Raw genomic sequence first — 7,650 nt, forward strand, 5'->3', positions numbered from 1 at the left:
CCGGGGCCCGCCCCCGCCCGCCCCCACCCCGCCCCCCGTGTGAGAGTTCTTCTGCGGCCCGGGATGGGTTGCTGCCAGGCTCGACGCCGACGATTCGGCATGACTCGAAAAATAACTGGCGCCCCGTCAGGGGCTGCCGTTGCCCCGAGATGTCTGCCGACATCGACGTCGGCCTGGCCCACCCGTTGGCTTGATCAGCAGCTTGTCCGCCTTGCGGCGTGACTCATCACAGTTCCGCCACGCGGTGACTCAACCCAGGCCGACGCCGGCGACGAGGGACACCTTCAGTCCCAGGGTGAAGGGCGCGAGCAGGCCGTTGATCGTGATCCGCGCGCCTTCCGCGGTCTGGTCTGCCCTGCCTGGCCCGGGGGTGGCGGCTCCCGAAGGTTCTTGGCCGTCCGCTGTCACGCGCCGTTTCGGGCCGGGAAACTACGCTGCTGCGGCCTGGATGCCGGGTGACGTGGCGGGCGGCGGTGTGGGGGGCCTGGGCGTGAGTTCGCCGCCGTGGCCGAGCAGTTCGCGCCGAACCTCGGAGCCGGATGAGCAGGATCAACGGGTGTGCGACGCTCAGGCGCTCGCCGAGGAGACTGACGGCTTGGGCGAACCGGGCCGCGCTCGGGCAGCCCACGAGCGGCTGATGGCAGGACGGTGTGTTCCAGCAGTGCGGCCTGCAGCAGGGCGAGGCGCCGGCCTCGCAGGGCTTCCTCGGAGGCGCCCACGGTCCAGTCGGGATCCTCGATCTCCAGGACTTCCCCTCTGGGCCGGGGGTGGAGCGGGTGCAGGTGGTGTCCCTGCACGGGGTGCCTGCGTCGTGGGCTGCAGCGGGACCTGGCCCGGGAGCTGCTCGTGCTGGCCGGGACCGGGTGGGGGTGCGGCCCGGCGGGGCTGGGCGGGCCGTAAACCGAGCGGGCGCAACATCGTTGCGCCGTCCTTCGTTTGCCGTTGCGCCGTGAAATGCCCGGACAGGCGAGCCGGACTTGACGGAGCCGCTCGTCCTGGCCCTCGGTGAGCGTCTCCCGGGGCCGCATGATCCACGAGGTGATCTTGCGGGGGCTCGGGATGTCGGCCCGGACCGGTTCGGCGGTGCCCGCGCGGAGGGCGGCGAGGTGTTTGCGGACGACCTGGGCGGCTGCCGCGATAGCCGCGAGCATGGATCTCCAGGAACACTCGAGTGCCGCTGACCTGGCCTTGGGCTTCGGTGAACCGGGCGTTGAGGTATGCCTTGAACGGCTCCAGGACGCCGCCCGGGCGGCGCTCGCGGGCGGAGGCCAGCAGCTCGTCGAGAGCGGTATCGCGGAAGCGGCGCAGCACGGCAACGACAGCGGGTGGGACAACGCCACCACCTTCGACCCCGAGCGTATGGTCGTCACCGCGGACCTCGCCGCCTTCCTCGTCCTTCAACTCCGCGAACTCGGTTCATTGGCACGAGAGTTGGACAGGCCGAACGAGGCGAGCCGATGGGTCGGGGTAGCCGAGGAAATCCAGGCGGCGCTGCTCGACCAGCTCTGGACCGGAGAGAGCGCGCAGGTCGGCATGGTCGTCGCCGCTCAGAGTGAAGGTCAGGGACCAGGCGAACGGGGCGACGACGCAGTGCCCCTTGACAACCAGCCGCGCCGCGCGCAGTGCGATCCGCTCGGCGCTGGTGATGTCGTGGGGGAGCGGGAACTCCTGCTCGCAGTGCCGCTGCAGGACCTCCAGATCCTGCGCATACAGCCGTAGCTGTTCCAGCTCGTCGCGCTCGCCGGTACTCGCGGCCGCCAGCTGGCCCCCGCCGGCGTCCTTGCCGTCGACGGTCAGGGCGAAGGTGCCGCCGGACATCGGTCTGTGCCGCAGCCCCAGCCGCTTGAGCGCCTGAGCGGGGATGGCGCCGGCCAGGTCGACTCGTGGACCCCTCTGCCGAGCGCTTCACCCGCCTGTCACACCAACTCCCATTCCGTCGAGACGGGTGGGAAACACATCGCTTTGGTGAACCCTGCGCAAGAGGCGGCGAAACCAACTTTCATTCAGTGCAAGATTTTGGGCGCCCGGCGATTCGGCGGTAAATTACGTAGCGTGTTGCTCCGCCCGAACGGGTCCCGCCTGACAGTCGCGAGAGATATTCTCGCGTTCGGGCCTCGGATAAAAACCCAACACTTGGAGAACCGTGTCCGGTAGCGTTTGGCGAGATATGCGTCCATGGAATCCGGTTGACGCGCTGACATCATCAGGAGCCGTCGGCGACGGTCACATTGTCACGGGCGCACGGCACAGTGGCGATACGGGGTAGTGGGCCTCTTGGGAACCGATCCACAACAATGACATTCGCTCTCGGTGTGCCAGTGCTCCATTCCATGGAAGTATTTTGTTTGCACACTGCTCCGCGGCGGGACGAACAACGTCATCCACGGCAAGCACGTTTCACGCCGCTGACCGGAAAAACCGCCCGCAGCAGTCAATCACGTATGAAGGTCCGCCGATTGACGGCGAATCATCGTTACCCGGGGACATCCTCTCGCTGGTGACGACCCTCCCAGCCAGGTCGGCCACGGCGTCTGGACCTGTGAGGCTCGGGCGTCGCTGCTGTCGTACCGACCGATGCGACGGGGAGCGGGCGGTGGCGCCGAGGATTCGGATCCGGTGGCTCCCCGAGCCGGCAGAGAACATCGGCGACAAGCGCACAAGAACCACTGCGGACTTGGCACCGCGCGGTCGTGGACCTTGCTGGTGGCACCGTCCAGCAGCAGTCGCACCGTTGCCTTGGCCTGTTCCGCCGGAGCCAGGTCTCCGAGGATCCCTGCGGTGGGTGACACGAGTCGGCGCCCACCCCTCACGTCGAGCAGCGGTGAAGACGGCACATCGGAAGGCACATCCATGACCGACCAGACCAAAGCCCTGCCCACCCGAGTCGAGACGCCAACGGCGCAGCCCTGGTTCGCGAGCAGGGCTCCTGCCCGTCCGAGGACGTTTCCGTTGATCATGTCGACCTGCGCGAGTGTCGCGGCCCTCGTACTGCTGGTCGCGGTGGGGAAGCTGCTCGATGAAACCGTCCTCATCCCTCCGCTGGCCGCCAGCATGGCCTTGGTGGCGGGTGCCAGCACGACGCCACTGGCCCAACCCCGCAATGTCGTCGGCGGGCAGCTGATATCCGCCCTGGTCGGGTTTGCGGCCGCGTGGATCGGCGGGGTGGGTGTGTGGAGCGGAGCGGTCGCGGGCGGAGTGGCCTTGGGAGCCATGCTGCTCGCCAGGGTGGGCCACTCACCCGCAGCGGCGACGGCTGTGATCGTCGCGATGACCCAGCCGCCGTTCTGGCGCTTCATGGCGCTGCTCGCACTGGCGGTACTGATCCTGGTGGCCGTCGGGCTCGCCGCCGGCCGGATCGGCAAGTACCGCTACCCGGTCTATTGGTGGTAGCACGCTCCCCGAACCCCAGTGAGCTGTCGTTGCCTCGCGAGGCAGCTTGGCCGAGTGGCCACCCGGCACCACACGCAAACGCTTCCGCCTCTGCAGCCCCCAGAAAGACGCCATGACCTCTCAACCCCAGGGTTCGCCCAGCGAGCAGCAGCACAGCGCCCCGGACCAGACCGACGCCCTCGCAGGCAACGAATCCGCGTACCCGGCTGAGCCGGTGACCGAGTCGCCCGGCCTTCACTCCCTCAGGCCGAGCGTCCGTCGTACCGCCATCCTCGCTGCCCATGAGGAGACGGTGGACCGGGACGGCGAGGCGGGCGGACCAGGAGTTCGGCCGAGGGCCTCCCGGCTCTCGCAGCTCTCCCGCCCCCGCAGTCCGGGCCAGGAGCACAGGTCCGCGACGGAGCGCCCGGACCAGGCCGGGTCCGGCATCGGGCCTGCCGCGCGGGGCGGCTCCCGCCGTACCGTGACCATCGCCGCCGCCGTGGTCGCTGTCGCCCTGCTGATCACCGTTCCGGTGCTCACCCACCGCGGGTCCTCGTCCACGGACCGCACCACCGCGGCGGGCGAGGACACCTCCGGCGCCTGGAGGGACAACACCGGCGTGCCGGCCGTCGACTCCTCCAGGTCACCGCAGCCCGGCGGCCCGGGCCACGCCACCAGTTCACCCGGTACCACCCCGAGGGGCCCGGGCGGCACCACGGTGACCCCGGGCAACGGCAGCGAGTCCACCAGCCCGAACGTGTCGTCCGGAGGACAGTCCGCGGGGAACTCGGGCAAGGACCCGGGAAGGGACACCGGGGCGGCGGCGGGCACGGGCTCCTCGTCCGGCGGATCGGGCACCGCCGGTGGCGCCGGCGGTTCCTCCCCGACCACGGCCGCCGCCACGACGGACGTGCAGATCTACAACCAGGCAGCGGCGCGCTGTTTCAGCACCGTCGACAGGGCGAACTCCTACAGTGGCTCCGGCATGCAGATCAGCGACTGCCAGGACGTACCGTGGCAGCACTGGTCGATCATGTCCGACGGGACCGTCCGGTCCCAGGGGAAGTGCCTCAACGTCGGGGGCGGCTCGCACGAGGACAACGCCCCGCTCAGCTGGACCAACTGCAACGGGACCGACGCCCAGAAGTTCACCCTGAGCGCTTCCCACACCTTGGTGAACACACCGGTCGGCAAGTGCGTCGATCTGAAGGGCCAGGCCACCGGCAACGGCACACGGATCGTGATGTTCACGTGTGGCGGCGCCACACAGCTGTGGAGCACTCGCGCTTTCTGAACCTTGTCGCTCCTGTCGTTCCGGTCTTGAGGTGTGGGCGTCGAACCCGGAGTTCCCGATGCTGGTCGGGGTGGTGCCGGCGCACCAGGGTGGTATCCGTTCCAGGTCCGGGCTCATGTCTGCCCCCATCAGCCGAACAGGGGCGAATCCGTTGATCACATACCTCATGCCACGTATGTCGCACAACAACTGATATCGAGTCATTTACATCAGAATTCGCAGTCAACTACCTACTCAGGTCATAGAAAGAAGTACACATGTCTGACTTGACAGCGTTTGACGGCATGCTGAATCCGTTCACCGCTGTTCTCGACGGGCAGCGACACGAGGCCTACGCAGCCCTCGCGGCCGAAGGGCCGGTCGCGCACGTCGTGACTCCCGCCGGCGTTCCGGCTTGGATCGTGACCGACCATGCCGTGGCCCGGGCACTGCTGTCCGACCCGCGATGCGTCAAGGGCGGCTGGCACAGTGCGATCTACGCCGACAGGCTTCCGGAAGACATAGCCCGCGGCCTCAACGCCCACATGCTCAACAGCAACCCGCCGGAGCACACAAGGCTGCGCAAGCTGGTGACCTCAGCCTTCACCCGACGCAGAGTCGAGAAGCTGATCCCCGGGATCGAGCGCATGACGGAGGCCCTGCTCACCGCCGCGGACACCACTGAGCCCGTGGACCTGCTCTCCGCACTGGCATACCCGTTGCCGATCAGTGTGATCTGCGAGCTGATCGGCGTCCCCGAGGAAGGGCGCGCCCAATTCCAAACGTGGAGCTCGCGGATCGTGTCACCTGGCGTGTACCCCTTCGAGGAGTACGAGAGGGCGGCCAGTGAGATCCTCGACTACAGCCGCGCTCTGATCGATGAGAAGCGCACAAGACCGCAGGACGACCTGCTCTCCGACCTGATCGCCGCTCGTGACAACGGAGAAGGTCTCAGCGAGGACGAGCTGACCGCGATGATGATCCTTCTCCTTCTCGCCGGTCACGAGACGACGGTGAACCTGATCGGCAACGGCGTCCGTGCCCTGCTCGTCCACCCTGACCAGATGGAACTGCTCCGGACCCGTCCCGAACTCCTGCCGTCCGCCATCGAAGAGATGCTCCGCTATGACGCACCCCTGCAAAACACCCTTCCTTACCGCACGACGGAAGCCATCGACGTGGGCGGCGCGACCCTTCCGGAGGGAGCCATGATCTACGTGACGCTGCAAGCCGCCAACCGCGACGACACGCAGTTCCCTTCCAGCGGCATGCTGGACATCACCCGCGAGGGATCGGCACACATCGCCTTCGGACATGGCATCCACTACTGCGTCGGCGCGCCCCTGGCACGGGTCGAAGCACGCATCGTGTTCCGCACCCTGCTCGACCGTTTCCCCCGACTGCGGCCGGCGGTGCCCGTGGGTAGTTTGACCAGGAGGCCTTCAGTCATCATGAACGGCCTCGCGGAACTCCCGGTGTATCTGCGCTGACGCCCGGCATCCGTCCCCGCACCCGAACGCGCCCCAGTGAAGCGGGATTTGATCAAGTTCGCCAGGTGTCGAAATCGTTGATGAGGCCCAGGACGGGGTGTGCCCGCCTGTCGTCCGCTGTCGTCGTCCTTACTCCTGGCCAGGCCGGTGACAGTCCGCAGTTCGCGCGGGTCGTGGACAAGATCAAGGTCCGTGGCAGGAGGGGCCGGCCCCGCACCCGCCCGGACGCGGTCGCTGGCGACAAGGCGTACTCCTCGCGCAGCAATCGCACCTACCTGCGCAAACGCAAAATCCGGGCGGTGATCCCGAAGAAGGCGGACCAAGCGGCCAACCGTAAAAAGAAGGGCTGGGGTGGAGGCCGCCCCGTCAGCCACGACGCCGAGCTGTACAAGTACCGCAACACCGTCGAGCGGTGCATCAACCGGCTGCGCAACTGGCGCGGGATCGCCACCCGCTACGACAACACTCCCGAGAGCTACCTGGCCGGACTCCACTTGTGCGGCACGATGCTGTGGCTACGCAGCATCACCGGACCTGCATGACCAGTGACCTCGTTCCCGGCCGAGGAAGCACGACAGGAGTCGCCTGAAGTCGTGCGGGTGCTCGAGCGCCGGCACGTGCCCGCATCGGCCGAGTACGTGCAGACGGACATCGGCCAGATGTTCGAGCAGGGGCAGGGCTGCCGTCCCGAGCGGGGTGACTCGGTCCTCGGCGCCGTGGACGAGCAGCACGGGCGCGCGGACCCCTGCCAGCGTTTGCGCCGAGAGGGTGAGCTCGTCGGCCCAACGTGCCCTTGGTGGAGGGAACAACGACGCGAATGCGGCCGCCCCAGCTCGCATCGCAGCTGCACGGGCAGCGACGGCCGACTCGGTCACGAGCGCTTGGTCGAGGACGAGGCGACTCAACATGTCTCGTGCCCCGAGCGGGCCGGCGGGGGCGGCCCAGACCGCGTCGAGCTCGGCGGACAGCGGCGCCCCGGGGGCGCCCATCGTCGAGACCGCCACGACACGGGTGACCTGCTGGGGACGCGCGGCCGCCAACGCCAGCGCCACGGCACCGCCCATGGAGTGGCCCACCACGGCGTAGTGCTCGACACCGAGAGCATCCATCAGGCCCGCGGCCTGCTCCGTCCACAGCCGGAGCCCACCCCTGGAGCCCGCCGGGATTGGTGTACGGCCGAACCCCGCCTGGTCAGGAGCCACCAGGTGCCAGGACGTGCCCAGCGCCTGTGCCGTCGTTGCCCAGGCGCCGGATCCGGTCGTACCGGGTCCGGAGCCGTGCAGCATCAGCACCGCGGGCCCGGTGCCGCTCTCCATGACGTGGACGGGGGAGTCGTCGACTGTGATGGTCCGAAGTGCCGTCACTGGGGCGGGCCGGGTGTGGTCATGCCGATGCGGAGTTGATGGATTTCGAAAAGAGTTCCATCATCGCCCTGCCGAATTGCGGCATGTCGGGCCATCCCCGGCAGGAGACGAGGTTGCCGTCCACGACGTCGGGAGCGTCGATGACGGTCGC

Annotated in this window: 4 protein-coding genes and 2 pseudogenes; 5 read left to right on the forward strand and 1 reads right to left on the reverse strand. The window is 68.2% G+C overall.

The window, feature by feature from the left end; all coding sequences use genetic code 11:
- Positions 1-1,305: 1,305 nt before the first annotated feature.
- The 5 genes and pseudogenes from ACFWVC_RS38260 to ACFWVC_RS38280 form a co-directional block, all read left to right on the forward strand.
- Positions 1,306-1,518: pseudogene (locus ACFWVC_RS38260) on the forward strand (glycogen debranching protein); the annotation flags it as partial.
- Positions 1,519-2,850: 1,332 nt separating this feature from the next.
- A complete protein-coding gene (locus tag ACFWVC_RS38265) occupies positions 2,851-3,390 on the forward strand; it encodes an HPP family protein (protein ID WP_384299268.1) in 540 nt (179 codons plus the stop codon).
- Positions 3,391-3,502: 112 nt separating this feature from the next.
- Complete coding sequence (locus ACFWVC_RS38270) at positions 3,503-4,666, forward strand: ricin-type beta-trefoil lectin domain protein (RefSeq protein WP_384299271.1); 1,164 nt, start codon at positions 3,503-3,505, stop codon at positions 4,664-4,666.
- A 257-nt stretch (positions 4,667-4,923) separates the two neighbouring features.
- Positions 4,924-6,135: a cytochrome P450 gene (locus tag ACFWVC_RS38275; RefSeq protein ID WP_384299274.1), complete on the forward strand. Its 1,212-nt coding sequence runs from the start codon at positions 4,924-4,926 to the stop codon at positions 6,133-6,135.
- 122 nt (positions 6,136-6,257) lie between these two features.
- Positions 6,258-6,677, forward strand: a pseudogene (locus tag ACFWVC_RS38280) (transposase); the annotation flags it as partial.
- Here the strand turns inward: ACFWVC_RS38280 and ACFWVC_RS38285 are convergent.
- Positions 6,651-7,451 (reverse strand): alpha/beta fold hydrolase, encoded by an 801-nt coding sequence (locus ACFWVC_RS38285; protein WP_384299277.1) that lies wholly within the window; start codon positions 7,449-7,451, stop codon positions 6,651-6,653. The pseudogene ACFWVC_RS38280 and the gene ACFWVC_RS38285 overlap by 27 nt on opposite strands.
- Between the last annotated feature and the right edge of the window lie 199 nt (positions 7,452-7,650).

The sequence above is a fragment of the Streptomyces sp. NPDC058691 genome (genome assembly GCF_042714775.1).
Lineage (GTDB): Bacteria > Actinomycetota > Actinomycetes > Streptomycetales > Streptomycetaceae > Actinacidiphila.